At 57.5% G+C, this 416-nt stretch carries 1 protein-coding gene; it reads left to right on the top strand.

Going from position 1 to position 416, the window contains the following annotated elements; genetic code table 11:
- Positions 1 to 416: recombinase RecA family protein (locus AC1D0P_RS30555; RefSeq protein ID WP_477680158.1), on the top strand; the 416-nt coding region annotated here is incomplete at both ends.

Here is a 416-nt window from a genome sequence, read left to right as displayed (position 1 = left end):
GTAATCTTCATCAACCAGATCCGCATGAAGATCGGCGTCATGTTCGGTTCGCCGGAAACGACCACCGGCGGCAATGCGCTGAAATTTTATGCCTCCGTCCGTCTCGACATCCGCCGCATCGGTTCGGTCAAGGAGCGCGATGAAGTGGTCGGCAACCAGACCCGCGTGAAAGTCGTCAAGAACAAGATGGCGCCGCCCTTCAAGCAGGTCGAATTCGATATCATGTATGGCGAAGGCGTTTCCAAGACCGGCGAACTGGTCGATCTTGGCGTCAAGGCCGGCATCGTCGAGAAGTCTGGCGCCTGGTTCTCATATAATAGCCAGCGCCTCGGCCAGGGCCGCGAGAACGCAAAGCTTTTCCTGCGCGACAATCCGGATCTCGCCCGCGAAATCGAATTGTCGCTACGCCAGAATGC

It is taken from the genome of Polaromonas sp. P1_G2, from assembly GCF_056405515.1.
The sequence above is the reverse complement of the archived record's forward strand: the minus strand, read 5'-3'. Positions and strand labels throughout refer to the sequence as shown.